At 61.9% G+C, this 24,242-nt stretch carries 24 protein-coding genes; 7 read left to right on the top strand and 17 right to left on the bottom strand.

Annotated elements, in window-relative coordinates:
• Positions 1–49 precede the first annotated feature (49 nt).
• The 8 genes from ACFPB1_RS16055 to ACFPB1_RS16020 form a co-directional block, all read right to left on the bottom strand.
• Positions 50–1,021: a carbohydrate ABC transporter permease gene (locus ACFPB1_RS16055; RefSeq protein ID WP_379227057.1), complete on the bottom strand. Its 972-nt coding sequence runs from the start codon at positions 1,019–1,021 to the stop codon at positions 50–52.
• A gap of 18 nt (positions 1,022–1,039) precedes the next feature.
• Positions 1,040–1,996, bottom strand: a complete 957-nt coding sequence (locus ACFPB1_RS16050; protein WP_379227055.1) for an ABC transporter permease — start codon at positions 1,994–1,996, stop codon at positions 1,040–1,042.
• Positions 1,997–2,040: 44 nt separating this feature from the next.
• A complete protein-coding gene (locus ACFPB1_RS16045; protein WP_379227053.1) occupies positions 2,041–3,054 on the bottom strand; it encodes a LacI family DNA-binding transcriptional regulator in 1,014 nt (337 codons plus the stop codon).
• A 201-nt stretch (positions 3,055–3,255) separates the two neighbouring features.
• On the bottom strand, positions 3,256–4,065 hold the full coding sequence (locus ACFPB1_RS16040; RefSeq protein WP_379227051.1) for a sugar phosphate isomerase/epimerase family protein: 810 nt from the start codon (positions 4,063–4,065) through the stop codon (positions 3,256–3,258).
• Positions 4,058–5,143 (bottom strand): Gfo/Idh/MocA family protein, encoded by a 1,086-nt coding sequence (locus tag ACFPB1_RS16035; protein WP_379227049.1) that lies wholly within the window; start codon positions 5,141–5,143, stop codon positions 4,058–4,060. Before ACFPB1_RS16035 ends, ACFPB1_RS16040 begins: the two co-directional genes overlap by 8 nt.
• A gap of 795 nt (positions 5,144–5,938) precedes the next feature.
• Entirely contained in the window at positions 5,939–7,438 is a 1,500-nt protein-coding gene (locus ACFPB1_RS16030) for a DEAD/DEAH box helicase (RefSeq protein WP_379227047.1), read from the bottom strand.
• A gap of 32 nt (positions 7,439–7,470) precedes the next feature.
• Positions 7,471–8,244, bottom strand: a complete 774-nt coding sequence (locus ACFPB1_RS16025; RefSeq protein WP_379227045.1) for an SDR family NAD(P)-dependent oxidoreductase — start codon at positions 8,242–8,244, stop codon at positions 7,471–7,473.
• A gap of 105 nt (positions 8,245–8,349) precedes the next feature.
• The gene (locus ACFPB1_RS16020; protein WP_379227043.1) at positions 8,350–8,811 is read right to left on the bottom strand and encodes a chemotaxis protein CheX; all 462 of its coding nucleotides are present in this window, start codon (positions 8,809–8,811) and stop codon (positions 8,350–8,352) included.
• A gap of 291 nt (positions 8,812–9,102) precedes the next feature.
• On the opposite strand from ACFPB1_RS16020, the gene ACFPB1_RS16015 reads away from it, so the two are divergent.
• Positions 9,103–10,107 carry a zinc dependent phospholipase C family protein gene (locus ACFPB1_RS16015; protein WP_379227041.1) on the top strand — a complete coding sequence of 335 codons (1,005 nt, stop codon included), beginning with the start codon at positions 9,103–9,105 and terminating at the stop codon, positions 10,105–10,107.
• Here ACFPB1_RS16015 and ACFPB1_RS16010 read toward each other — a convergent pair.
• Positions 10,102–11,112 carry an HRDC domain-containing protein gene (locus ACFPB1_RS16010; RefSeq protein ID WP_379227039.1) on the bottom strand — a complete coding sequence of 337 codons (1,011 nt, stop codon included), beginning with the start codon at positions 11,110–11,112 and terminating at the stop codon, positions 10,102–10,104. The genes ACFPB1_RS16015 and ACFPB1_RS16010 overlap by 6 nt on opposite strands.
• 268 nt (positions 11,113–11,380) lie before the next feature.
• Between ACFPB1_RS16010 and ACFPB1_RS16005 the strand changes: the two genes are divergently transcribed.
• Together ACFPB1_RS16005 and ACFPB1_RS16000 are read left to right on the top strand one after the other, a co-directional pair.
• Positions 11,381–11,677, top strand: a complete 297-nt coding sequence (locus ACFPB1_RS16005; RefSeq protein ID WP_379227037.1) for a DUF3055 domain-containing protein — start codon at positions 11,381–11,383, stop codon at positions 11,675–11,677.
• Between the two features lie 51 nt (positions 11,678–11,728).
• Positions 11,729–11,989: a hypothetical protein gene (locus ACFPB1_RS16000; protein WP_379227035.1), complete on the top strand. Its 261-nt coding sequence runs from the start codon at positions 11,729–11,731 to the stop codon at positions 11,987–11,989.
• A gap of 432 nt (positions 11,990–12,421) precedes the next feature.
• On the opposite strand, the gene ACFPB1_RS15995 is transcribed toward ACFPB1_RS16000, so the two are convergent.
• From ACFPB1_RS15995 to ACFPB1_RS15985, 3 genes are all read right to left on the bottom strand, one after another.
• Positions 12,422–12,946 (bottom strand): hypothetical protein, encoded by a 525-nt coding sequence (locus ACFPB1_RS15995; protein ID WP_379227033.1) that lies wholly within the window; start codon positions 12,944–12,946, stop codon positions 12,422–12,424.
• Between the two features lie 436 nt (positions 12,947–13,382).
• Positions 13,383–14,243 carry a 5'-3' exonuclease gene (locus tag ACFPB1_RS15990; protein WP_379227031.1) on the bottom strand — a complete coding sequence of 287 codons (861 nt, stop codon included), beginning with the start codon at positions 14,241–14,243 and terminating at the stop codon, positions 13,383–13,385.
• Between the two features lie 90 nt (positions 14,244–14,333).
• Positions 14,334–15,806 (bottom strand): alpha/beta fold hydrolase, encoded by a 1,473-nt coding sequence (locus tag ACFPB1_RS15985; protein ID WP_379227112.1) that lies wholly within the window; start codon positions 15,804–15,806, stop codon positions 14,334–14,336.
• A gap of 218 nt (positions 15,807–16,024) precedes the next feature.
• Here ACFPB1_RS15985 and ACFPB1_RS15980 point away from each other — a divergent pair, with 218 nt between their 5' ends.
• The 4 genes from ACFPB1_RS15980 to ACFPB1_RS15965 all read left to right on the top strand — a co-directional run bounded on the left by ACFPB1_RS15980 (position 16,025) and on the right by ACFPB1_RS15965 (position 20,282).
• Positions 16,025–16,300 (top strand): hypothetical protein, encoded by a 276-nt coding sequence (locus ACFPB1_RS15980; protein ID WP_379227029.1) that lies wholly within the window; start codon positions 16,025–16,027, stop codon positions 16,298–16,300.
• A gap of 396 nt (positions 16,301–16,696) precedes the next feature.
• Positions 16,697–17,707, top strand: coding sequence for a Gfo/Idh/MocA family protein (locus ACFPB1_RS15975; RefSeq protein ID WP_379227027.1), 1,011 nt, complete (start codon positions 16,697–16,699; stop codon positions 17,705–17,707).
• The gene (locus ACFPB1_RS15970; protein WP_379227026.1) at positions 17,708–18,688 is read left to right on the top strand and encodes a Gfo/Idh/MocA family protein; all 981 of its coding nucleotides are present in this window, start codon (positions 17,708–17,710) and stop codon (positions 18,686–18,688) included.
• A gap of 367 nt (positions 18,689–19,055) precedes the next feature.
• Positions 19,056–20,282: a cytochrome P450 family protein gene (locus tag ACFPB1_RS15965; protein WP_379227110.1), complete on the top strand. Its 1,227-nt coding sequence runs from the start codon at positions 19,056–19,058 to the stop codon at positions 20,280–20,282.
• 80 nt (positions 20,283–20,362) lie between these two features.
• On the opposite strand, the gene ACFPB1_RS15960 is transcribed toward ACFPB1_RS15965, so the two are convergent.
• The 5 genes from ACFPB1_RS15960 to ACFPB1_RS15940 all read right to left on the bottom strand — a co-directional run bounded on the left by ACFPB1_RS15960 (position 20,363) and on the right by ACFPB1_RS15940 (position 24,107).
• A complete protein-coding gene (locus tag ACFPB1_RS15960) occupies positions 20,363–21,565 on the bottom strand; it encodes an aminotransferase class I/II-fold pyridoxal phosphate-dependent enzyme (protein ID WP_379227023.1) in 1,203 nt (400 codons plus the stop codon).
• 26 nt (positions 21,566–21,591) lie between these two features.
• Positions 21,592–21,951, bottom strand: coding sequence for an arsenate reductase family protein (locus tag ACFPB1_RS15955; RefSeq protein WP_379227021.1), 360 nt, complete (start codon positions 21,949–21,951; stop codon positions 21,592–21,594).
• Positions 21,952–22,136: 185 nt separating this feature from the next.
• Complete coding sequence (locus tag ACFPB1_RS15950) at positions 22,137–23,189, bottom strand: RluA family pseudouridine synthase (protein ID WP_379227019.1); 1,053 nt, start codon at positions 23,187–23,189, stop codon at positions 22,137–22,139.
• Positions 23,189–23,761, bottom strand: a complete 573-nt coding sequence (locus ACFPB1_RS15945) for a cob(I)yrinic acid a,c-diamide adenosyltransferase (RefSeq protein WP_379227017.1) — start codon at positions 23,759–23,761, stop codon at positions 23,189–23,191. The genes ACFPB1_RS15950 and ACFPB1_RS15945 overlap by 1 nt, the downstream gene beginning before the upstream one ends.
• Before the next feature lie 172 nt (positions 23,762–23,933).
• A complete protein-coding gene (locus tag ACFPB1_RS15940) occupies positions 23,934–24,107 on the bottom strand; it encodes an aspartyl-phosphate phosphatase Spo0E family protein (RefSeq protein WP_379227015.1) in 174 nt (57 codons plus the stop codon).
• Positions 24,108–24,242: the final 135 nt, after the last annotated feature.

Genomic DNA, 24,242 nt, shown 5'->3' with positions numbered 1-24,242 from the left:
AACCCGATAAACCTCCCCTTTATGATGGCGATGACGGGCAGCATGGCGCTTACGCCTTGACCGCTCCGGTCAGCATGCCTTTAACGAAATACTTCTGGAAGAACGGATACACGAACAGCAGCGGGAACGTCACGACGACCATGACCGTCATCTTGATGACCTCCGGCGTCGGCACGGTGTTGTTGGCCATCGACATCAGTCTGCGCTGCTGCGCGCCGGTCGTCTTGGTGAAGTCGATCAGGGTGTTCGCTTCGGCGCGGTTGATGATCTCGTAAAGCACGAACTGCAGAGTGCTCAAAGAACGGTCGGTAACGTAGATCAGGTTGGTGTAATAGTCCAGCCAATTGCCGACGACCGAGAAGAAGGCGAACGCGGCGATGATCGGCATGCTGAGCGGCAGGATGATTTGGAAGAAAATCCTGACATACCCCGCGCCGTCGATCGTCGCCGACTCCTGCAGCTCCTCCGGCAGCTCCTCGATATGCGTGCGCATGATGATCATGCTGAAGAAGCCGAACGCGCCGGGCAGGACGTACACGAGGAAGTTGTTCAACAGGTCCAGCTTCGCGATGACGACGTAGTTCGAAATGATCGTGCCGCCGATGAACATCGGAATCATGAAGAAGAACAAGATCGTCTTGCGGCCCGGCAGGAACCGCTTCGACAGCGCGAACGCCGCCAGCATGGTCACGAATACGGACAGCGCCGGTCCGATCACGCAGCGCAGCGCCGTGACGACGAACGCCGTCTGCAGCCGGTCGTACTGGAACACGAAGGCGTAATTCTCGAGCGTGAACGCGCGCGGGAAAAACCAGATCGGACCCGCGGCCGCGTCGGCGCCCGTGTTGAAGGACATGACGAGAATGTACCAGAACGGATAGACGGCCGTGAGCGCCCAGACGACCATGAGTATGACGTTGAACGCGTCGAAGGCGCGTTCGCCGGCCGTCCGGCGGATCTTCGTGCCTTTCATCGCCAGTTTCTCCGGGGCCTTCGCCGCCGTTTGGAGTGTCGCTTGCATCGTCAGAAGCTCCTTTCCCTAGATGATGCCGACGTTGCTCAGCCGCTTGGTCGTGGCGTTCGTCGCCATGATCAGAATGAAGGAGACGAGCCCCTGGAACAGCCCGACCGCGGCGGAATAGGAATACTGCCCGCTCACCAAGCCCTGATAGTAGGTGTAGACGCCGATCGTGTCGGTATCGAGGCGGATCATTTTGTTCTGCAGGTTGAAGACCTGGTCGAAGTTCGTGGCCAGCAGACCGCTCAGCGAGAAGATGAGCAGGATGCACATCGTCGGCACGAGGCCGGGCAGCGTGATGTAGCGCAAGCGCTGGAGCCGGCTCGCCCCGTCCACCTGCGCCGCTTCGTACTGCTGCGGGTCGATGGTTGTCAGCGCGGCGAGGTACAGGATTGTCCCCCAGCCCGTCTCCTTCCACACCTCCGAGATGACGAGCACGGGCAGGAAGTTATGCGCGTCCTGCATGAACGAGATGCGCTCCGCCCCGGGGTCGAAGAACTGCCGGATGTTGTTGACGAGGCCGGTCGCGTCCACGGTGAGGAATAGGTAGAACAGTCCGGCCACCGTAACCCAGGACACGAAGTGCGGGATGTACGAGGTCGTCTGCACGATCTTTTTAAATCGCTCGCCCCGCAGCTCGTTCAGCAGCAGCGCCAGAATCAGCGGAGCCGGGAACGTCGCGACCATCATCGTGACGCTGTACAGCAGCGTGCGCCCGATCAGCGTATAGAACTTGTCGTCATGCAGAAATTTGGCGAAATTGTCGAAGCCGACGAATTTGCTGCCGAAGCCGAACCAGCCTTTGTTGAAGTCGTAGTCCAGAAACGCGATGTAGTTGGAGAACATCGGCAGGTACGCGAACACGAAGGTCAGCGCGAGCGCGGGCAGCAGGAACAAGTAGAGCACTTTGACGTTTTGCGTTTTCAGGCCTTTGCCTTTCTTGGGCGAAGCGGTCCGTTTGCCGGTTAAGACTGCCACGGGATCATCCTCCTGTATTCCGATTACGGGTCTTGCGGCGGGCATCATACATTGGCGGCCGGCGGTCCGTCCGCGCGGCCGAACCCGCATGACTGCCGGATCGCGAGCTCGGTCGGCAGGACGATCGACTGGCCTTCCCGCGGGGAATGGAACAAGCACTGGGTCGCAATGGCGCCGAGCTCGTACCGGGAGTGGCCGACCGACGTCAGCGCGGGCCGGACGTACGAGGCCTGGTGAATGTTGTCGAAGCCGACGACCGCCACGTCGTCCGGAATCGACAGATTCGCTTCCTGCAAGGCGCGCATGGCGCCGATCGCCATCTCGTCGTTCGCGGCGAACACGGCGTCCGGCACCCGGTTCGCGGCCAGCATCAGCTTCATCGACTGGTAGCCGGTCGTCTCGGTGTAACGGCCCTGCACCTTGATCGTCCTCGCATACGCCAGGCCGTGCTCGTCCATGGCGCGCCGGTAGCCGGCGAAGCGCTTGGCATTGTCGTAAGCGACAACCGGGCCGCTCAGAAAATCGATTTTCCTCCGCCCCAGCTTGATCAGATGGGACACGGCCTCGTAGGCGCCCAGCTCGTCGTCGATCCGCACGCTGTGGACGTAGTCGGCGTTCAGTTCCCGGTCGAGCACGACGATGGGAAGCGATTTGCCGGCGATCGTCAGAATCAGGCTGTCGCGGATGTCGAAGCCCATGATGATCGCGCCGTCGACGAATTTCTCCCGGAGCACCCGGTGCGCCGAGCTGTTCTCCCCGCCGAAGGTGCTGGAGACGATCAGCTTGTAGTCGTACGAGGCGACGACCTCCTGGATGCCTTCGATCAGCTGGCTGTAAAAGGGACCGCCTAGGGCGTTCAGGAACAGGCCGATCGTCTCGCTCTTGCGCTTCTTCAAGTTGCGCGCGGCGCCGCTCGGGCGGTAGTTCAGCTCCTCGGCGGCCCGGGCGACCCTGCGCTTCGTTTCGTCGCTGATCTTGGGGGAGCCGTTCAGCGCGTAGGACACGGTCGAAATCGCGACCCCCGCGAGTTTCGCGACGTCTTTGATCGTAGCTGCCATCTGTCGTGTACCTCTCCATCTCGGTTTGCCATGGGACATGCTTGTTGGGTGCTGCTGGTCGATACGGCCCGCAGCGGCGGCTCGGGCTCGGAACGCATAGCCGAACCCGGCGGGGAAGAACGCGCAAGTGAGCCGCGCATCGCTTGCGCTGCCGTCCCCCGCGGCGCCTACGTCGGCGTTTATTGGCGCTCGCGTCGGCGCCTATTGCCGCTCGCGCAGGCAGGCTTGCAGGAACGCGACGGATCTGGCGGTTGCCTCCGCGAGCGTCCGCTTGGCGTTCGTCCCTTCCTCGTGCAGCAGCTCGAACGTCAGCCAGCCGCCGTAGCCGATCTCGGACGCGGCGTTTAACAGCGCTTTCATGTCGATGTCGCCCTCGGCCAGCTCCTCGCTCGGGACGACGCCGAACTGGTTGCGCAGATGGAACGCGCGAATCCGTTTGGGATATCGGCGCAGCAGCCCGATCGGATCCATGCCCGCCACATGCGCCCAGCCGGTGTCGACGCACAGGCCGACGGTGCCGTCGGCATACCGGATCACGGAGCGCAGGTCACCTTCCGCATTATGGCCGTCCGCCGCGTGGTTATGCATGCTGACCGTCAGCCCGAGGCCGCCGGCCGCCGTCGCGATGCGCGACAGATTGTCGCCTTGGCGCTCGAACTCGTCCTCCGACTTGGGCTGCGGCGCGTCCCAGCCGCCCTTCGGATCGGCGTTGATCACGAGATCCGTGCCGCCGGCCTCCGCCAGTCTGATCGCCGCCGGCAGCACGGTCTCCTGAACGTTCAGGCGCTCGAACGGCTCGTGCAGCGGCAGGCCGATATAGGCGCCGGATATCGCGAGTCCGTGCCGCTTCGCGAGCGCGAGCACGTCCGGCGTCGGATCAGCCTCGACCGCCTGCAGACCGGCCTGCGCGCAGGCACGGAAGATGTCGTCCAGTGCCGGTTCGCGGCCGTCCTTCCAATACTCGGCCTGCCAGCCGTACAGCCCGGTCGAGAAGCCTTTGAAGCTACGCATGCACGTTCCTCCCCAGCGCCACCGGCCGGCCGCTTTCCGCGCTTTCGTAGATCGCCAGCAGCTGCATGAAGTTGAACACCGCCTGCTCGTTCACGATCGCCGGCGACGCAAGCCCCTTCACCTGCCGGCGGAAGAAATGGACGGGATGGTCCATATAGCCGATCGGCCCCTCGTACGGCACCGCGCGCTCCTGCGCGTCGACCTCGCCGCCCCGGTCGGTTTTGACGAGGACGTGGTCTGTTTCGAAATACGGCGACCATTTCACCGCGCCTTTCGTCCCTTCGATTTCGACGAAGGCATACGGTTCGCCGTGCGTGCACGACGCGCGCTCGTACTGCACCCACACCGACCGGCCATCGTCCTGCTCGAATTTCAGCATGGCGCCAACATGGCCCTCTATGTCGTATACCGTGTCCGTCGGGTCGATGTCCGTCTGCGGCTTGCTCGTCCACGCGGCGGCCACCTCGATGCGCCGCGGCTGCAGCAGGTCGTTCAATACCGCGAAATCGTACGGCCCCCAGTCCATCACGATGCCCCCGGCGCTTTTGGCGCGATCCAGAAACCAGCGGCTCTCCGGCTGGTACTCGACGCCCGGCCGTCCGCGCTGGCCGCGGAAGACGAACGATATTTTGTACACGTCGCCCAGCGTGCCGTCGTTCAGCAGCTTCTTCACTTCCTCGGTCTTCGGCACGTCGAGGAACCGGACGCTGCAGCAGCCGAGCAGCCGGTATTGCGCCTTCGCCGTCTCGAGCAGCGCCTCGGCTTCGCCGCGGTTCATGACGAGCGGCTTCTCGCAGAGCACGTGCCGGCCGGACGCCAGCGCCATCTGAGACAGGGGGAAATGCGTGAACGGCGGCGTCCCCACGATGACGATGTCGTCCTCGCGCGGCGGTTCCGCCAGCATGTCTCCGGCGTCCGCAAAAGCCTCCGCTTCCGGGAAGCGCTCCAGGAACCCCGCCAGCGCCGCGGGATTGGGATCGGCCACCTTAATCTCGATGGTCTCCTCGCCGTCCAGCTTGTAAATCGCTTCCGCATGGGTGCGGTTAATGACGCCCGCCCCGATTAAATAAAAACGCATTGTCGTCACCTCGTCATGGGATAGGTTTGAATGCTGATAGAGCTTAAATGTGATAGAATCCAACTGAAGAAGCAGACTCCGACTGTGCGAATCAGACAGCGGGACAAGCCGGCTATAATAGATTGCGATCGAAGAGATTGCGATCGAGGATTCCTCGCGGAATCGGCATGAGATCAACCGGCTGCGATGGAAATGTGAAACGATTCGACTGCCGCTATATCGGCTGCATCCGTCCCCCCGTATCCGTGCCCTGATTGACATTCGGCAATTAAAACACGTCTCTGTAAGCGCTATCGTATAGTGAAATCGGTGATTCTGACAAACGGCGAGTAATCGCGATCGAGCCAGCATATTGTGTGCCCGGGCACGAAAAAGGGCGTTTCACCAGCGATTTCACTTTATCGATCAACTAGGCAAACCCGTAGGAATGCGCGATAATCTTGGGATTGTCTCTTCGCGGTTAAGAGGTTTATTGAATCGTTTCACTCCCATGCGCGACGGCGGTTGGGAAGCGGCGGCTGCGCCTTGCGGCAGGCCGATCGGCATCGTTACAAGTGACTCGTTTTTCAATGGGCGCGTATTAACGAGGCCTTCCTTCCTACGGCCGTCATACGGCTGTCCGCAACTTCCCGCGACAGTCCGCGACCTTCGCTTGCCTTCCTTCGTACGGTGTTCTCATGACCTCTCCCGAACGCCCGTCAGCATTGCGTGACCTTCCCGTGACCACGACAAAAAAAACCGGAAGGGTTCTGACCCTTTCCGGTTCCTGCTGTTTCACGCAGGCTGCATCGCCGACTACTGCGGCGCGCCGTCCCGTTTGGCTTTCAACCATTTCGGCGCGCCTTTGTTTTTGCGCTCCTGCTCTAGTTGTTTCTTCGACTTGGCGGGCTTCGCCGCCGGCGGCGCCGGCTTTCGGCCCGTTTCGCGGGTCGCCCCCGCACCGGGGCCGGCAGCCCTGCCGCCGGATTGCGCGGCTATCCCGCGCGCCGGCTGACCGGCCGTGCCGGCTGATGCCCGGCGCGCTGCGATTCCGGCGCCGCCATCGGCGACGCGCACAGACGCGACGTCGCCGCGCCGCTCCGCCGGCCGTGCCGCCGACAAGCGGCCGCCCTCGGCCCCGCGGCGCTCCGCTGCTTCGCGCCGGCCGCCTTCGCCGGCGCGGCCCTTTTCCTCACCCGGTGTCCACAGCTTGCCGCGGTACATCGTCTTCTCCCGCAGATCGAGGCCGAGCTGCTTGCGGAATTTGTCCATAATGAACAGCTGGTTCCGCGTCACGATGGAGACGACCGTGCCGGACTTGCCCATCCGCCCCGTGCGCCCGGAGCGGTGCACGTAATGGTCGGCGTCAAGCGCCGGGTCCAGATGGACGACGAGCGGCAGGTCCGCGATGTCGAGCCCCCGCGCCGCCACGTCCGTCGCGAGCAGAATCTGAATCCGCCCGTCGCGGAATCGGGCCAGCGTGGCCGCGCGCCGCTGCTTGTCCGCGTCGCCGTACAGCGTCTCCACCGTGAACCCTTCGTACTTCAGTTTTGCCTCATAATTGGCGATTTCGTCGGTCTCGTTAATGAATAGCAGCGCCGACGCCGGTTTCAGCAGCCGGAGAAGCCGCCGCGCGGTATCCACCTTGTCGCGTTTGTCGCAGACGAGATAATAATGGTCGACGCGGCCGCCGGTTTGGCGTTCCACGTCCACCGCCTGCGGCTCGCGCATCCATCGCGCTTCCACGTCGGCCATCGCCTGCGGCCGGGTCGCCGAGAAGAACGCGATCTGCCGGTCCCGCAGCATGCCCTTCAGCAGCGATTCGACTTCGACGGTCGAACCCAAATTGAACACTTGGTCGGCTTCGTCGATCACGACGAGCCGGATGGCGTGCAGTTTAAGCTTGCCGGCCTTCACCAGCTCATGGATACGGCCGGGCGTGCCGACGACGAGCTGCGGACGCTCGCGCAGCTTCTCGACCTGGCGCTGCATGGAAGCACCGCCGATCAGCTGCTGCGCCTTGACGCCGAGCGCTTCGCCGTACCTCTCCGCGACACGGTAAATTTGCATCGCCAGCTCCTGCGTCGGCGCGATGATCATGACTTGCACGGTATCGCTAGCCGGATCCGCCTTTTCCAGCGCCGGCAGCATGTAGGCCAGCGTCTTGCCCGAGCCGGTCTGCGACCGGGCGGACAGATCATGCCCCGCGAGCAGCAGCGGAATCGTCTCCGCCTGCACCGGCGTCGGCGATTCGATTTGATGGCTTCGCAATGCTTCGATCAGCTGCGGCTGCAGCTGCAATGATTCCCAGGACACGATTTATCAAACTCCTCATGTAACTCGTATGCTTATTTGCGGTTAAGCCAGCGGCCCGCGACCCGGTCGGCGAACCGCGGAAACAGTCCGTAGATCCGGATGCCGATCGCGGCCGACCGCGGCAGATCGACTTCCGGCGTCCGTTTCCGGATTACCCGTACGATCGCCGAGGCGACCTGCTCCGGCTTCAGCATGAAGCCTTTCAACCGATCGAAATACGCTCCCGACGGATCGGCGGCGTTCAAGAACGGCGTGTCGATCGGGCCGGGATTGACGGCCGACACCGCGATGCCGAAGCCGGATAACTCCGGCCGGATGGCGTTCGTAAAGCCAAGCACCGCATGCTTGGTCGCGGCATAGCCGGACGCTTTGGCCGTGCTCAGCTTGCCGGCCATGGACGCGACGTTCACGATATGCCCGCCCCCCTGGGCACGCATGACGGGGACGGCCGCCTTCGTGCAGCGGACGATGCCCATATAGTTCGTGTCCATCATCGCCTCGAACCGTTCGATGGGCGTATCCTCGAGCGTCTCGAACACGCCGAAGCCCGCATTATTGAGCAAAACGTCCAGCCGTCCGTACGCGCGCGCGATCTCGGGGATGACGGCTTGGACGGCACCGTCGTCGGTCACGTCCATCTCGTACACGCCGTGCGGCCCTTCGATCGTCCGGGCGGCCTGCTCGAGCTTGGCCTTGCTGCGGCCGGTCAAGATGGGCACGGCGCCATGCTTGGCCAGCTGCCTGGCCGTTTCCGCGCCGATACCGCTCCCTGCGCCGGTTATGACGATGATTTTCCCTTTCAGCACGTAGCATCACCTGTCCTTCAGTTTAACGTAACCGGTACGAATAGGCAAAAGGGCCGCGTCTTTGCCGGATAAGAAAAAAAGCTCCCGCGGGAGCTTGAAATCATGCTACGATGCAAGAAGAACCTGAATATCCAGCTCGCCGATTCCCTCCATGATAAGCGGAATCGTCAATGCTCTAGTCGCTGTGAATCCGGCGGTCTGAGCCGAATGTATGACCTTCGGCGGGGTGATGTCCACCCGCACGCCTTGGTTGTACAGTATCGTGCTCGCGTTGCCGCTGATCATGTTGCCGAGCTCCGAAATCGCGCTTTTGCCCATCTCGTCCATCACGGCGACGGTATAGCCGCCCATCATCGCGGAAACCATCTTGAGCGCAACCTGCTCACTTAAGCCGAACACGATATCGCCGTTCATTTGGCCGTTGATGCCGATTTGAATCCATATGTAGTTTTCGACGAATTTGATATCTTTAATGCCGAGCTGCCCCGTAGAAGGTCTGATTTGAATCACTTGTTCGATCACGATTTTAGCGGACTCCAAGAAGGGATTGATATATTCAGCCTTCATCTTCAGGATAACGCCCCTTTTCGACGATTTCTTTCAAACTCATTACAAGTATACAGGAATGATTAGGCCAAGTATACTAGATCTTGCAAGATATGAAGAAATATGTCGAACATTAGACCTAAACGTGCCTTGAAGACCCCGGTCATCATTCCGCGCCCCCGTGTCTATGGACATGGTTCCGATGGCCGAATCTCCGCTCGCAACACGAAGCTCATTTTCTCGGCACGGCCTTTTTTTTTCGCGCGGATCCCGCGTATTGCTTCACTCACCAGAACGTTGAGGAGGTTATCCGTGCCAAACGTGTGGACCCATTTGCTATTCGGACAGCGCTGCCTGCAGGCACTCGGCGAAGAGGCATTGATTGCCCTTCCGGAGCGCCGGCGCATGTTCAATATGGGCTGTCAAGGCCCCGATTTTCTGTTTTATCATCATTTCCTGCCTTGGCAGACAGACCGGACAATGGGGGCACTCGGAAGCGCCATGCACGAGCGGCACTGCGGCCCGGTCCTCATGGACCTGCTCGATGCGGCGGATCATGCCGCTATCGACCGGGATCCCGGCAAAGACGACGCGCTCGCCTATGCGCTCGGTTTCCTGCTGCATCATTTGCTGGACCGCGTCATGCATCCGTACGTGTTCAGCCGCTCGGGCTTTCGCAAATGGGATCATCAACGCTTCGAAGTCATGATGGACACGCTCATCGTCCGCAAGCTGCTCGGCGCGGAGACCTGGAAGACGGAGGTGTGGCGGGAAATCGACAATCGCGGGGAACTTCCCCGGCCGATCCTGGAAGCGTTCGAACAAATCGCGGCCGTGCACTACCCCGAATCGGCACCTCGCGTCCGGCGCGAAGACTGGCAGCACGCGATGCGCGACATGATCCGGGCGCAGCGGCTGTTTCACGATCCAATCGGCATCAAGCGCTTCCTGACGTTCAAGCAAATCGATCCGTTCGTTTACAAGCGCCGGCTGCCGGAGCTGGATATCCTGAACGAATCCCGGCGTCCTTGGCTGGATCCGACGAACGGCAGGACGCAATACGACGAGGATGTCTGGACGCTCTGGGACCGGGCGATGGACGAGAGCCTGGCCGTCGTGTCGGCCGTGCTTCAATGGCTGCGCTGCGACGAACCGGAGGCGCCGGGGATCAATGGCTCGATCGACGAAGAGGCGCCGTCCAAACATCGGCTGCGCGAAGCGGCCGCCCAATTGATCGGCAACCGCTCCTACGAGACCGGACGGGACTGCGGCAGCGGCGCCTCCATCCGGTTCGAAGATCCGATCTGGACGCTATGACACCCGATTGCCGCCCGAACGGCGATACCGCAGCCGGATAAGCCGCAGCCGGTCGTACAGCAGATCCACCGCCTTTCCCTTGCTCTGCTCCGCATCCTCGCCATACACCTGATGCAGCACGGGCCTCAAGTACCGGTCGCCCATGGACTGCAGCGCGTCCCAGACGAGCTGCTGTTCGGAAGCTGGCATGCTCGCGAGCTCCTTCTCGATGAGCGGCTCTAGATCGTAGCCATCCAAGTCCAGCTTCTCGAGCCGTTCCATTAAATCCCGCCGCGGCAGCTCGATCTCCGCCTGCAGTTCCTCGATCGACTTGCCTTCCGCGATCGCGCGCAGCAGGTCGCGCTTCTCCTGCTGGCGGTCGAGCTGCGTCTTGTATTTGTTCTCCTTTTGCTTGAACACCCATTTCGTGTACACCTTCGGATCGAGCTTGTCCGCCACCCAATCGAGAGGAAACGACGTCTCCCGTTCGAACGCGCCCGTGATCGCCAGCACATCCGCACCGTATGCGGCTTGCTTGGCCTCGCCCCAGCCCGGGATTTGCATCAATTCTTCCGGCTGCAGCGGCACGTAGGCGCTGATCATCCACAGCATCCGGTTCGTCGCCACGAGATAGGCCGATTTCTTGATGGACGCCGCCTTGGCGCGCCGCCAGTCGCGCAGCGCGTTGAACAGCTCCGCATTCCCGTATATCTCCCCGTAGCATTGAATCATGGCATACTGCGCCGTGCCCGCGTTCACGCTTCGCCGCTCCTCGAGCATGCCGTCGATCAGCGGCGAGAAGCCTTCGCCCATCTGAACCGCGATGCCATGCCGGAACGCGGTCATCATCTCTTCCCACGACCCGCCTTCGTACCACGTCGACTGGCCGCCTTCCCCCGGTCCGTCCGCGTCGGTCCAAATCACCGACCAAACGCCGTTCTGTTCGCAGATCGACAGCTGCGCTTCGCGCGCCGGCCCGTCCTCTCCGCCCGGTTTCTCAAATGTGTTCAAAAATACGACCTGCATGCAGGCCACCTCCGTCTCTTAGTGTCATCAAATCCGCTCCGCCCGCGCCACGCGCGCCATCATGCGCATAAACGCAAAAAAGCACCCCTTAACGCCATAGAATATGGCAATAAGAGGTGCTTCCTCACGTGCAACGATTCGATTGCATTCATCATAGCACAGTTATAATGGCAAAGGCAATAGTAAAATCGAACAATTGTTCCCCTATTTCGTATTGAACGGCCCGGAACGGGATGCTATGATAGACCCAACAAAGGAGGAACGCCCGATGCAGCTGACCGATTACGATTTTATGTCGGATTCGACCGAACAAACGTCGACCCGCTTCGTAACCTTCATAACGCCGAGCCTGAAACGGTTCGATCTCGCCATTATGACGACCAACCGCTTCTACGGCAAGAAGCTGATTACCGACCTGCAGTCCGGACGGACCGCGATCGTGGGACAGGACGATCTGGACGAGGAAGGGTACTTGGAATACACTTACAAGCTGACCGAAGAGGAAGCGGCCGAGCTTCGCCAGTTTCTCGAGCTTGTGGTGGGAACGGTGAATTTTACCGACTGATCGGGGTACACTGAAACGGTACCACCCAATCCGTTTCAGGAGGTAGCCGACGTGTTCGAAGAAGAAAATCGTCAAGCTTATACGGATCTCAAGACAGTTGAGTCCCAGCGCAACGATCTCGCCGCGGAGGAATTTCCCGAAGGCTCCTACGGTTCCAGCATGCAATCGGCGTCGCTCGGCAAGAGCACGCCATGGCGGATGGACATGCGCTCCCCGAACCGGTTCGACTACGAGAACCGCGAGCTGCACGAAGGCATGGACCGCGAATACCCCGGAGAAGACAGCTATCCGGACGCGCTGGACGAGCCTTGATCGTCCCTGATACTTAACTCAATTTCTTGCCAACATAGGAAAATGCCCGGAAGCAGTCTAGTTCCGGGCATTTTCCTGTTTTGTTTATAAAATTAAATTCCTGTTCACGACTGTGTGGAAACGATCTGAATTCCCCTACTCTCCTTCTTGTTCTTTAATGTGAGGAATAAAGCGATGAGCGCAATTAGACTGATGATCGATGCAAACAGCGTGATAGCAAAACTAAATCCGTAGACTGTAGATGTTACTCCAGCCCCAAAAGAAGTGGCGCCTTGGAACAGATAGGCCATGACCAATACGGCAGACAGAAATTGTACCCGGTACCGCTCTGGAGAGTTAATGGCTGCAAGACCAATAGCTCCTGTTCCAGAAAAGCCATAAGCAAGCCTACAAAATATCGCGGCCAAAATAAAAATAATAAACGAGTGAAGCTCAGCTGCGAATGTTAGCAGCATCAATGTAAAAAGAATTTGAAACCAGACCAATTCGGATTGAAATAACCGGCCTCAGCTTACCCGCAAATACAGCAGTCACTGCCATGAGTAGATACGAGATGGATAAAACGGCCCCAATGACAAGTATGTCTTTCGTCCCGATGATATCCCGTGCAATTTGCGCTCCGAGCGAAACAAAAATCGCAACAGCCCCGAAAGCGGTCCCGATGGCCAAGCCAGCTACGATATATAACCCCCGCCAATCCTTGAGGAATTTTGACTCCTCGCGGTTTCCAGCGACCACCCGAGGCGTTCGGATCTGTTTTTTCTGTGGCAGGAATAAACAAAAGATAATGCTGAAAAAGACAAGCGCACATAAGACCCAATAACTGAGGTGTAACGGAAACGGCGCATATTTAATCAAGGATGCGCCAACACTAGTGGCGATAATGATACCGACGGCTTGCGTAATCGTATTGATGGATCCCGGCAGCCTTTTATTGGAATAAGAATTGAACTCCACTAACGCTGCTGCGCCCGGACCTAAGGTAAGGCCGCTGCCTATAATTTATAAAATCATTAGCAGATGACGCCAGGGAATAATATTTGCTGCTCAATTAGAGATGCTATATGGCGGGGCTATTGTGGATGCCATCATTCATAGAAGTGATCCTCATAGACAAGATACTTTCTATGATGCTGCGATTATGTTGGCCCAGGCACATCTATCCAATACGCAAGAGCAAGGAACCCTCTGATCAAGCCAAAAAAAGAGCAGTTTGCCAGCGGCGGCAAACTGCTCTTTGGTTCATTCTATCGTTGCCTAACTACCAATCCATACTATGAGGCCCTCACGACGGACACGCTAGATTACGGCCACATCACATCGGCGATAGGAGCAGCGATGATCGCGGCTCTTCGGACGCCCTTTTTCTGTCCGTTTCCGCTGCGCCGTCCCGCTACCCGATCAGCTTCAGCAGCGAGGTCAGCCGATATTGCTCGAACACCGGATGCGCCGGGTCCTGCGGCCCGCTCCAGGTGCAGGTCTCCAGCTCGCATTCGATCGGCACCTCGACGTTGATCCGCGCCAGCGTGCGCGACAGATGGAGCATTTCAAGGTCGGCTTCGATCTTCGCCTTGACGCTCTTGGACAACGCGTCCAAATTACTCAGGATGCCGTCGATCGACTCGTACTCCTGCAGCAGCTTAAGCGCCGTCTTCTCGCCGATGCCTTTGACGCCAGGATAGTTGTCGCTCGTGTCGCCGGTCAGCCCCTTCATCTCGATGATCTGGAACGGCCGCACGCCCTTGTCCGTCTGCAGAAAGTCGAGGTCGTACACCGCGTAATTGCCGCGGCCCTTCTTCATGATGGCGACGTGGATGCGTTCCGAGACGAGCTGCAGCATGTCCTGGTCGCCCGTCAGCACGTACACGTGGCCGAGCTCGCTCAGCCTGTTCGCGAGCGTGCCGATGCAGTCGTCTGCCTCGTAGCCTTCCAGCCCGACGTTCGGAATGCCGAGCGCAGCGACGATGTCTTTCACCAAAGAAAATTGCGGGACGAGATCGTCCGGCGCATCCGGCCGGTTCGCCTTGTAGCCGGCGTACATGTCCGTGCGGAACGTCTTGCTGCCCATGTCCCAGCAGCAGAGCACGTGCGTCGGCTCGAAACGGTTGACGGCGTCGAACAAATACTGCAGAAAGCCGTAAACGGCGTTCGTCGGGGTACCGTCGGCCATGCGGCGCGCGTCGTACGACTGGGCGAAGAACGCCCGAAACAGCAGCGCCATCCCGTCGACGATCAGAATCTTGTTTTCGTTCATCGGTTCGTCCTTCCTGTTCTATCAAATGTTACTCTTATCATAGAATAGGAAGCCCCCCGGCCGCAACGCCGATCGTCGTTTGGATGCAATTTACAAGGAATCTCTGCCGTCCGTCAGGCGGTTCGCGATTTGGGCGAAATAACGCGCCGAGTCCGGCCGTTCCATCCGCGCCTCCCAGGACGCCGCCCATTCCGACAGGCTCGCGAGCAGTTCTTCGATATCGCTGCGGATGTCGAGGAACCACTGGTCGTAAATGCCCTGCATGAACGGCTCCGTGCCGACGGTCCGCAGCAGCGCCCGCGCGGCCGCGTACTTCGACTCGCCGTCCGTAATGAACAGAATCCGCTTGAGCTCCGCGTCGTAGACCTGCAGGTCGCATTCGATCTTCGCGTTCAGCCGGATATGGGTCCGGCTGGTGACCAGCACCGACTCGCCGTCCGGGAGCTCGAGCAGCTTCTTCAAGTAGCCGAGGTAGACGCGCAGGTTGCTGAGCGCCGTCAGCCGGCTGAGCGCAGGGAACAAGGCGTCGCACAGCTCCTCCCGTGTGCAGGACGGGCGCAGGGTCAAATACGCCAGGATCGTCTTGGCGTACCGCTTGTCCCAGCCGTCCGGGATCGGCACGCCGTTCAGCCGCACTTCGAACGGGTGGAACAGCGCGATGTGCAGGACCTGTATGGCCGATCGCCCCGACTCGCGCGGCTGCAAATCCGGCACGAGATTGTGCATCACCGCGCGGATAATGGACGGAACAGGGCTGCCCATCGCCGTCTGCGACGGCCGCTGCGCGTAATTCGACGCGGTCAGCACGAAGCTCCGGATCCATTGGGCCGTCAGTTCCGGCTGGTCGATAAATACGGCGTTGCACGCATTCGGCATGATCAGGAACGACCCTCTCTGGAAGTAGCCGGCCGTGATCGACTGCAGCTGCGGCAAGTACAGCTTGTCCTGCTCGCCCGCGATCAGCAGCGTCGGGCAATCGATCTTGCGCCGTTCGTGAACCGGACGCTCCAGCATTTGCAGCTTGAACAGCTGGAGATAGAGCCGCTCGTCGATCCGGTCGTAAGCGCGATAGATGGCTTCGAGCGTCTCATCCCCTTCCGGAAGCGAGGTCAGGAACGGGATGACTTCCCGCCGGGTGACGGCCGGGAGGCCTTGTTCCGCGATATAATCGAGGTAGGTGCTAATGATTCGTTCCCCTTCGACGGCGGGATAGAATACGGCGATCGATATGAGGACGAGCGTCTTGACCGTCTCCGGATAACGGTCGGCAAAGGCGACCGCGAACGACCCGCCGAACGCGTGCCCCGTAATATGAAGCTCGCGAATATCCAGGCGCGCGAGCAAGTCGCGCAGTTCGCCGCAGAGCCGGTCCCATGTCGCGCATTCCGCTTCTCCGCCTTCCAAGTCGATGTACAGCACCTGGAAGCATTCGTTCAACCGTTCCGCCATCCCGCCCCACAAGGAGCTGTTGAAGCCGTTTCCGTGCAGCAGCAGCATCGTTTCCGCTTCCGGGCTGCTCGTCGGCGAATACCGGTACTTCAGCACCGGTCCCGGTTCCTTCATCTCGGACAAGCGAACACCTCCAATCGGGCCGTCTGAGGCCGAATCTGTTCTGGTTTTGCCGTTTTGCTAGAGAAGCGTGTGGCAGATTGCGGCGTTACGGCCTCTTGGTCAGCCATGTAACGGTTATGTAACGGTAGCTTTATTATAATTTGAGGAAGCGAGAAAGCAATTGCAAGCGCCTTCCAATGTCTGGGAGCGGGTATGGCTCGCGGCCTCGGATGGCCAAATCTAGACGGCATTCGTACGGGCAGTGGCTGAACGATCAATTGGATCTCTATACGATTGCGGCGTCTCGCGGCGACGCGTTCTGGCAGGAGGAGGAAATCATGAAAACGCTGACATACAAAGAAGCGGCCGTTGACCGATACATCCGCTCCGAAACCGATCCCGAATTCAAGGCGCTGCTGCTAACCATCGCCGAGAAGATCACGGAAGCGCAGACGCTCGTCGAACGAGAGCGCAGCAGAGCGGCCGAAGCCGAGCATCGTCCATAAGAGGTTAAGCGGTATGCACGGCCCTGCCATCTGGAATGGCGGGGTCTTTTTGGTTGTCGGCGATGAACGAACTCCCCTCCAATACGCAAGAACCGGACGGCGAGTTCCGTTTAAACAGTACTTACTCAGGCGCAGTATACGACGCGCGTTCGGGCCCGTCAACCCGAAAATTCCGGTTCAAACGTGTCCGATATGCCCGGGACGACCTGTTTCTTGGGCAAGGGGGCGAGCGGGCGGACATCTCCGGGAAAGCCCGTTTTTTTACCGGCCGGGAGGAAATGTGCCGGAGAACGGTGAAATCATGTTGGGCGGCTATGCTTTCGAAGCCGGATTGTTCTACCTTGTCACTCCTGTGGCTGCGTCTACTAATGCAAAACTTGAGGAGGTCCCAAGATCATGCGAATCGCACTTATCGGCGCCGGCGCCATGGGGTCCGTTCATGCCGAAGCCCATGCCCGCAATCCGCGCGCGGAGCTGGTCGGCATCGTCGACGCACGCCCGGAAGCCGCCGGCGCGCTGGCCGAACGGCTGGGCACGGCGGCGTATGCCGCGCTGGACGACCTGCTGGGAGGCGCCGAACCGGACGTCATCGATATTTGTTTGCCGACGCCTCTGCATAAGGAATACGTCCTTCGCGCCGCCGCTCTCGGCAAGCACGTCATCTGCGAGAAGCCGATCGCCGGTACGCTCGCGGATGCCCGGACGATGATCGACGCCTGCAGGGCGGCCGGGGTTCACTTGTATATCGGCCACGTCGTCCGCTTCTTCCCGGAATACGTCCGAGTCCGGGAGTTGATCCGCGCCGGCGAGATCGGCGACGTCGGCACGGTCCGGGCCGAACGCGTCAGTTCTGCCCCGAGCGGCAGCAACGGCTGGTACGCCGACTTCGCCCAATCCGGCGGCGTGCTGCTGGATCTGATGCTGCATGATTTCGACTGGCTGCGCTGGACATTCGGCGACGTCGAACGCGTCTACGCGCGCGGGCTGCGCGCCGCCGGCGACCACGCCGGGCCGGATCACGCCTTCGCCACGCTGCGCTTCCGCAGCGGCGCCATCGGGTACGCCAACGGCTCGTGGGCGTTTCCGGAAGGCTTCGCGACCCGGCTCGAGGTCGCCGGCAGCGGCGGCATTCTCTCCGTCAACTCGGAAGACGCCGTCACGAACCGCACCCGGCTGGCCGCTCAAACCGCCGACCGCCCGGCCGTGCAGGTTCCGCAGAGCGCCCTGGCGGCCAGTCCGTACGACGACGAGCTCGCGCACTTCCTCCGCTGCATCGAGGACGGCATCGCGCCCGTCCTGACCGCCGAGGATGCGTACGAAGCCCTGCGGATCAGCTTGGCGTGCCTCCATTCGGCCGCAACCGGTACCGCCGTCGAGATGGACAGCTTCGGAAAGGAGGAAGCGTAAATGAAGATCGGTCTATTGGGCGTCGCCCATATGCACGTCTACGCCTACGTCAACGGACTGCGCCGGCTCGGCATCGAGATCGCCGGCGTCGCGGATCCGGAAGAAGCGCGGGGCCGACAGGCTGCCCATGATTTCGGCACGCGGTGGGAGCGGGATTACGGGAAGCTGCTCGCGTCGGACATCGACGCCGTCGTCGTCTGCTCCGAGAACGCCCTGCACCGCGAGATGGCGGTCGCCGCGGCGGAAGCCGGGAAGCACGTGCTGTGCGAGAAGCCGCTCGCCGATTCCCTGGAGGGCGCGGAAGCCATCGTCGCCGCGGCCCGCAAGCACGGCGTTCAGCTGATGACCGCGTTCCCCTGCCGGTTCCACCCGGCGGCCGCGGCGATGAAACGCGACGTCGAAAGCGGCGTGCTCGGCCGCATCCGCGCCCTGGAGGGCACAAACCGCGGCACGATGCCGGGCGGCTGGTTCATTGACAAGGCCAAATCCGGCGGCGGCGCCGTCATCGACCACACCGTGCACGTCGTCGACTTGATGCGCTGGATCATGCCCGGCGCGGAAATCGTCGAGGTGTACGCGGAAATCGCCACCCGCTTCCACGCCATCGCGGCCGACGACTGCGGCGCGCTCGCGTTCGCGTTCGACAACGGCGTCATCGCTTCGCTCGACCCGTCCTGGTCGCGCACGAAGTCGTTCCCGACCTGGGGCGACGTCACGCTCGAGATCGTCGGCAGCGCCGGCGTCTCCAAGGTCGATCTGTTCAAGCAAAACATCGTCGTCCATAAGGACGCGACGATGAAGACGTCCTGGGCGAACTGGGGCTCGGACATGGATGCCGGCCTCGTCGCCTCCTTCGTCGACAGCGTCCGAACCGGCCGGCCGGTCGCCGTCACGGGCGAGGACGGCCTCGAGGCGGTGCGCGTCGCGCTCGCCGCATACGAATCGGCGGCACGGCGCCAGCCGGTGAAAATCGAGCGCTAAGCGTGCGCTTCCTCCGCTGCTCGCCCGCCGCCCGATCATTCGGTCGCAGCCTTCCGCGCGAAGCGAACGCGGCAGCACCCGCCGTAACTTCGCGGCGCGAACAGGGCATCCTTGCTGCATTCGCTCCGCCCGCCGTCCGCCGTCCGCACATTCGCGATCCAAGCCGCGGAGAACGCCGCGGCTTTTGTTGCGTTCAGTCGGCAGCATGCCGATGAACGGCCCGCAGGCCGGCCGAGAACGATATTTTTCCGCCTGGACCCGATCGTGCGGCTTCGGTCCCATGGGCGCGGCCATGGCGATGGTGTACACTACCAATCAGAGGCGGCAGGCAAGGGACTCGCCCCGCCTCGACAATAATCGGATTGGAGTGACGTTCTTGACGATTCCAAACGCGAACCTCGACGTGTCGTCGCCCGCATTCAAACGGCAAGCCCACGAGCTCTACGACCGGCTGCGCGCCCAAGACCCGCTGCACGAATTGACCATGCCCGACGGCCAGCGGGCCTGGCTGACCACGCGGTACGACGACGCCATTCTGGCGCTCAAGGACAATGAACGCATCACGAAAAACCTGCAGTCCCTGTCCCCGGAAGACTACGCCGCGGTCATCCCCGAGAAGGAAATGGCGCTGATCAGCAAACAGATGCTGTCGTCCGATCCTCCGGACCATACCCGGCTCCGCGCCATCGTATCGAAAGCCTTCACACCCCAGATGATCGACCGCATGGAAAGCGATATCCTGCGCATTGCTGAAGATCTGATAGACCGCATCGAGCAGGCGGGCAGGCTGGAAGCCATCGAAGACTTCGCGTTCCCGCTGCCCATAACCTTCATCAGCCGGATGCTGGGCATCCCGGACGACGATTACGTCCTGTTCAAGCGCTGGTCGAGCGACTTTATCGAAGCGGCCAACGACCGCGAGAAGCTGAAGGCTGCTTATCCCTCCCTGCAGGCCTTCCGCCTCTATCTCGAGGAACTGATCGAAGCGCGAAGGAAAACGCCGGGCGACGATCTGATCAGCCTGCTCGTTCAGGCGCACGATAACCAGGACCGGCTGTCGGAAGACGAGCTTATCTCCACGATCTGGCTCCTCATCGTCGCCGGGCATGAGACGACGGTCAACCTGATCGGCAACGGCCTGCTCGCGCTGCTCGAGAATCCCGACCAGCTGCGCCTGTGGCGGCAGGACCCGTCGCTGTCCGCGACCGCCGTCGAAGAGCTGCTGCGTTACTACAGCCCGGTGGAAATCGCCACGTCCCGCTGGGCCAGCCGCGATTTCGAATGGCACGGCAAGTACGTGCGCAAGGGCGACCTCATCCTCGTCGGCCTCGGCGCGGCCAACCGCGACCCCGCCCAGTTCGACGACCCCGGGCGTCTCGACCTGAGCCGGAAGAAAAACAAACATATCGCCTTCGGCAACGGCATTCATTTCTGCCTCGGCGCGCCGCTCGCCCGAATCGAGGGACGCATCGCGCTGACGGCGCTGCTCCGGCGGCTGCCCGATCTGCGGCTCAGCCCGTCGTTCGCCGGCGCCGAATGGCGGCCCGGCATTCTGATGCGCGGACTGCGGGAGCTGCCGATCGAGCTTCGCTAGCTAGGCGCGCCATATGACAAAAGGTCGACCGGGACTCCTCTCCCGATCGACCTTTTTACGCGATCTGTGCGGCAATGCGGTCATTCGCCGCGAATGAATGCCCCGATGCGGGCCGCCGCTTCGCGCAGCCGGGCCTCGCTCTCCACGAGCGCGATGCGCACGTACCCTTCTCCCTCGGCGCCGAACGCGTCGCCTGGAATGACCGCGACGCCTGCCCGTTCGAGCATTTCCCGGGAAATTCGACGCGAGCTCCACGGTTCCGCGAGCTGCCAAGCCATTTTGGGCAGTTCGGCCCATAAGAACATGGTCGCTTTCGGTCGGCCGATATCCCAGCCCTGCTTCGCCAGCGCCTCGACTAGCACATCCCGGCGATGCTCGTACAGCGGTCCGACCTTCGGTCCAGTCCCCAGCCGATCCGCCCGGAGCGCAGCGATGCCCGCCTCCTGCACGGGCAGGAACACGCCGTAATCGATGTTCGCCTTCAGCTCGCGCATCGCCGCGACGGCCTCGCGGTTGCCGGCCAGGAAGCCGATCCGCACGCCCGCCATATTGAAGCTCTTTGACAAGGAATGGAACTCCACCGCCGTGTCGACGGCGCCCGGAACCTGCAAAATGCTCGGCGGACGATAGCCATCGAACGCCATCTCGGAATAGGCCAGGTCATGCACGATCAGCACGCCGTGAAGCTTGGCGGCGGCAACGGCCCGCTCGAAGAACGCGAGGTCCGCGACGGCCGACAACGGGTTGCTCGGATAGTTGAGCAGCATGAACTTCGCCCGCCGCCACACGTCGTCCGGAATCCTATCGAAATCCGGCAAATAGCCGTTCTCCGCCCGCAGCGGCATGAGATGCGGCTCGACGCCGGCGAGCGCAAGCCCCGCCGCGTAGACGGGATAGCCCGGATCCGGCAGCAGCGCCGCATCGCCGGGATCGCACAGCGCGAGCGCCAGATGGCCGAGGCCGTCCTGCGATCCCATGAGCGACACCAGCTCCCGTTCCGGATCGAGCCGGACGCCGAACCGGAAGGCCAGCCATTCGGCCGCCTCCGCGAGGAACGCCGGCGTCCCCTTCGAACCGGGATAGCCGTAGGCGTCATCCCGCAGCGCGGCCCGGCTCAGCGCCTCCCGCACGGCCGGCGAAGGCGGGAGATCCGGACTGCCGATGCCGAGGTCGATGACGTCCAGCCCGTTCGCCGCCGCGCGGCGCTTCCATTCGGCCACCTCCGCGAAGATCGACGAGCCGAGACGCGACAGCCGCTCGGCCCGCCATGTTTTCTTCGTCACACGAATTCTCCTCCCGTATCCGCCGATTAGCCCCAGACCCGCTCGTAGTCGTCTTCCTTGAAGCCGACGGTGACCGTGCTGCCGTCCGTGACGACGGGCCGCTTGATCAGCCGGCCGTTGGACGCGAGCAGCGCGATCTTCTCCCGCTCCGACAAGCCCGGCAGAACATCCTTCAAGCCCATCTCCTTATATGCCTCGCCGGACGTGTTGAAAAACTTCTTCGCCTCGAGGCCGCTCTTGCGCACGAGCTCCGCCAGCGCGTCCTCGGACGGCGCCGTCTCGAACACGTTGTGATGCTCCAGCTCGTAGTCCTTGCCCTTCAGCCACTTGATCGCGGTGCGGCAGGTGCCGCATTTGGGATAGTCGTAGATCGTCAATGTCTTCATCTCGTCCTCGTCTCCATTCGTCGATATCAGCCTCCGTCCGGCATCGCCCGCAAGCGCACGATTCGCCGCGGCAGCGGCGGCTGGCCGTCCTCGCGCCCCCTCCGGATGCGCGAACGGCCGCATAGCCGCACAGCTACGCAAGCCTAACTGCCCGGCCTAGCTGCCCGGCCTAGCTGCCCGGCCCGTTATAGCCGCTCCAGCGCCGCCTCGAGCCGCCGCAAATCGTCGGGCAGCGAGGCCTCGAACGCCATACGCTCCCGCGTGATCGGATGCGTGAACGCCAGCATCGCTGCGTGCAGCGCCTGCCGGTCGACCGCGGCCTCCAGCACGGCCGCGGACGCCGGCATCTCCGCGCCCATGGCACAAGCTGCAAGCGCAACCGCCGCCGGATCGCCGGCGCCCGCCGCGGTATCGAACGGCTTGCCGTCCGCCGCGATGACCGCCGTCAGTTCCGCATAGCCGTACAGCTTGTCCCCGATCAAGGGGCAGCCGATATGCTTCATGTGGACGCGGATCTGATGCGTGCGCCCCGTCTCCAGCTTCAGGTTCACCTTCGCCGCCGCGCCGCCGCCGTAGACGGCTTCCGTCTCGTAACGGGTCACGGACGGGTACCCGTCCGGCCGCACGACCCGCAGATGCGGATTGACCTCGTCGCGGTCGATCGGCTCGTCGATCGTGGCCGCCGCCTCGGCGGGCCGGCCGTACACGTACGCCCGGTACCGCTTGTCCACCTCGCCGCGCTGCAGCTGCTCCGAGAGCTGCTGGTGGACGTAGGCGGTTTTCGCGATCGCGACGAGGCCCGACGTATCCTCGTCGAGCCGGTGGATCGGCCGGAAGCGCACCCGTTCCCCGCGCTCGCGCCAGTGGTGGACGACGCCGTTGGCCAGCGTGCCCGTATAATGGCCGTGCGTCGGATGCACGATGACGCCCGGCGGCTTGTTCACGACGAGCAGGTCGTCGTCCTCGAATACGATGTCGAGCGACATCGGCTCTGGCAGGATGTCGTCCGATTCCTCCCGTTCCATCCGCAGCTCGAGGAGATCGCCCGCGGCCACGCGCTCATTCGTGTAGACGCGCGCGCCGTTCACCGTAATGCCGTGCTCCGTCAGCTTCAGCCGCGACAGCAGCTTGCGGGAGACGCCGAGCCGGCGTTCCAGCACGGCGCGGACCGTCTTGCCGGCGTCCTCCTCCGTCACGCGAACCGCGAGCGGCGCGTAATACGTCTGGTCCAGACTCATCAATCGCGCTTGCGGAACACGTCCGCGCTCCTGACGTACTCGGCGTCGCTCACGCCCAGCCGCGCATTGGCCGCCCGCGCCGCCGCGAAGAAATAATCCGACAGCCGGTTCAAATACACCATGACGGGCGCCGGCACCTCGACCTCGGCGCTCAGCGTCACGGCGCGCCGCTCGGCCCGGCGGCACACCGTCCGGCAGACGTGCAGCTGCGCCGCCACGTCGCTGCCGCCCGGCAAAATAAACCGCGTGATGTCCGGCGCGGCCGCGTCGTGCGCGTCGATCCAGCCTTCCAGCCGCATTGCAGCCTCCGCCGTCAGCTTGAGCTCCCGGTTTGCCGGGTCGCGGAACGCGAGGTCCGATCCGCAGTCGAACAGCTCCTGCTGAATCTCGACCAATTCGGCCGCGAGCGTTCCGAGCCCTTCGCGCGCGGCTGCCATCGCCGCCGCCAGGCCGACGAAGCTGTTCAGCTCGTCGATCGTGCCGTACGCCTCCACCCGGGCGTCGTCCTTGCGGACGCGCCCGCCCTTCACCGACGTTTGGCCGCCGTCGCCCGTTCGTGTATACAGTTTCATCGCCGTTGCATGCTCCTTCCGCATCTTGCCTTCGTTAATCAGTTACGTTCACTATAGCATACTTGCGGCCGGGCGGGCATTGCTCGCCGCCGACCGGATCCCCGGCGCTGCGGGCAAAAGAAAAGAAGCCCTCGCAAGGACCTCTTCCCGGAACAGATGTCGCGAGTCCGGGTCAGCTTAACGGCGCTGCGCCCAAACCTCTGCGAAACCGCATATACTCGTTAATCTTGTTATCCAGCAGCCGGCTGAGGCCGATGACCTTCTCCGAGCTGAACGTCGCTTCTTCCGCGTAAGACTGTTCCATCTTCACGCGCAGCGCATAGATTTCGTCTTCCAACCGACGCATAGACGTTAAGGACTTCAGCTTAAGACCCGTTCTCGCACAAGTCACTGCCATCCCTCCTGTCATCAATCAATGCCATGTCACGACGCTTGTGCTCAGCGCGGGTTAAAGATTCGATAAAGATTACGCAAGTATAAC

This window comes from Paenibacillus sp. GCM10023250 (assembly GCF_042653205.1).
In the GTDB taxonomy this organism is placed as follows: domain Bacteria; phylum Bacillota; class Bacilli; order Paenibacillales; family Paenibacillaceae; genus Paenibacillus_Z.
This window is presented reverse-complemented; position numbering and strand designations above follow the sequence as displayed.